The organism is Acinetobacter sp. YH12076 (assembly GCF_013419525.1).
GTDB lineage: Bacteria > Pseudomonadota > Gammaproteobacteria > Pseudomonadales > Moraxellaceae > Acinetobacter > Acinetobacter amyesii.
On sequence record NZ_VOZY01000037.1, the window covers coordinates 1 to 1,964 of the forward strand.

Consider the following 1,964-nt stretch of genomic DNA (forward strand, 5'->3'; position numbering starts at 1 on the left):
TATCCGCCCAAAAACGTGCCATTCATGTGCAATTTTCCAACCCTGCGTTGAATGAAGAGCTTTTTATTCAACGTATTGATGGGGAGCATGTCTTAAACCAAGGCGTGCAAGCGACTTTGATTTGCCTATCTACTAATGCACTTATTCCACTAAAACAATTTATTGGCTCACAGGTCGCGGTTGATCAAGTGACCGATCAGGGCGAACTCTTCCGTACCACGGGTATTATTACCGAAGCCACCCAAGGGCAGAGTGACGGTTCACTCACGCTGTATAAACTCACTTTAGAAGATGCAACATCGCTGTGGCATAAGCGCCGCAACAGCCGTGTGTTTATGAACAAATCGGTGCGCGATGTCAGTGAAACTCTCTTTAAAGAATGGCAAAGCAAAAGTCCGCTCTTTGCTGCCAGTCTAATGCTTGATCTAAGCGGTTTAAGCCAAAACTATGACGTTCGACCTTTCATCATGCAGTCGAATGAAAGCGATTATGACTTTTTAACGCGACTTTGGCGCAGTGAAGGCATTAACTGGCTCATCGATGAAGCGCAGCTGAAAGTGCCGCATTCTTCAGCGCCAATTGAAAAACAAAAACTCCGCCTGATTGATGACAATAGCCAATATCAAGCACTCAGCCGTCGTAGCATCCGCTTTCATCGTTCTAGTGCCACAGAAAAACAAGACAGCATCACCAGCTTGATCGGTGAGCGTAGCATTCAACCGACTGCGGTCCATGTGCAGCGCTGGCAAGCCGATGGACTCAGCCAAGAAGAAGGCGCAGGTTCTGTTCAAAGCAAACATCAGCATAGCCAAAGCCAAGACAATGCCAGCTTAAGTTTGGAGCAAGCATGGCATATCAGCCCTGCATGGATGCAAGACTTAAACGGTGAGGATCAAGCTACCGCTTCATCCAACAGCCAAATTGAAAAATTGAATCAAAACCTAACGCGCTATCACGAGCTACAATCGAAAAAATTCAATGCACAATCGACCGTGCGTGATACACAAGTCGGTTATTGGTTTGAATTGAATGAACACCCAGAAATCGATCAACACAGTGGTGCAGACAAACAATTTTTAATCACAGAAAAGAAATTCTATAACCAAAATAACTTACCCAAAGATCTCACTGAACAGGTCAATCAACTGATTGAACAAAGCCAGTGGAATATTAAACCCATCCATGAACAGGCCGAGCGTCAGGCCAATCAGCTCACATTGCAACGCCGCAATATTGCGACGGTTCCTGAATATAACCCACTCGAACACCGTCCAAGCACCCATCCGCAACGGGCTAAAGTTGTCGGGCCAAGTGGTGAAGAAATACATGTCGATGAATGGGGGCGTATCAAAGTCCGCTTTTTATTTACCCGTGGAGATGACCACAGCCATGATGGCGGTGCAGGCAGTAATGACAATGACACAGATTCTGCATGGGTAGATGTGCTTACACCATGGGCAGGTGAAGGTTATGGCGCACGCTTCTTGCCACGCATTAATGAAATCGTGGTCATCGATTTCTTTGACGGCAATATCGACCGACCATTTGTGGTGGGGCGCATACATGAAGCACAGCGCAGTCCAACCCAATTTGATGGTAAAGGCAAACTACCTGACACCAAAAAATTGGCTGGAATAAAAAGTAAGGAAGTCCAAGGTGAAGGTTTTGGACAACTGCGCTTTGATGACACGACTGGACAAATCTCAACACAATTACAAAGTACCCATGGTGCCACCCAGCTCAACCTCGGTAACCTCAGTCATCCCAAAGAAACCGCAGAAAGTGCAGGGCGAGGTGAAGGCTTTGAACTGAGAACAGACCAATGGGGCGCAGTACGTGCAGGACAGGGGCTACTTGTCAGCACACACCCACAACAACAAGCAGCGGCAATGCACCTCGATGCACAAGCGGCGAAAGATCAAATCGAAGCCAACTTAAACAGCAGTAAAGCCTTAAGTGAAGTG

At 46.9% G+C, this 1,964-nt stretch carries 1 protein-coding gene; it reads left to right on the forward strand.

From position 1 onward, the window contains the following. Positions 1-1,964: type VI secretion system Vgr family protein (locus FTU22_RS16195; RefSeq protein WP_180095457.1), on the forward strand; the 1,964-nt coding region annotated here is incomplete at both ends.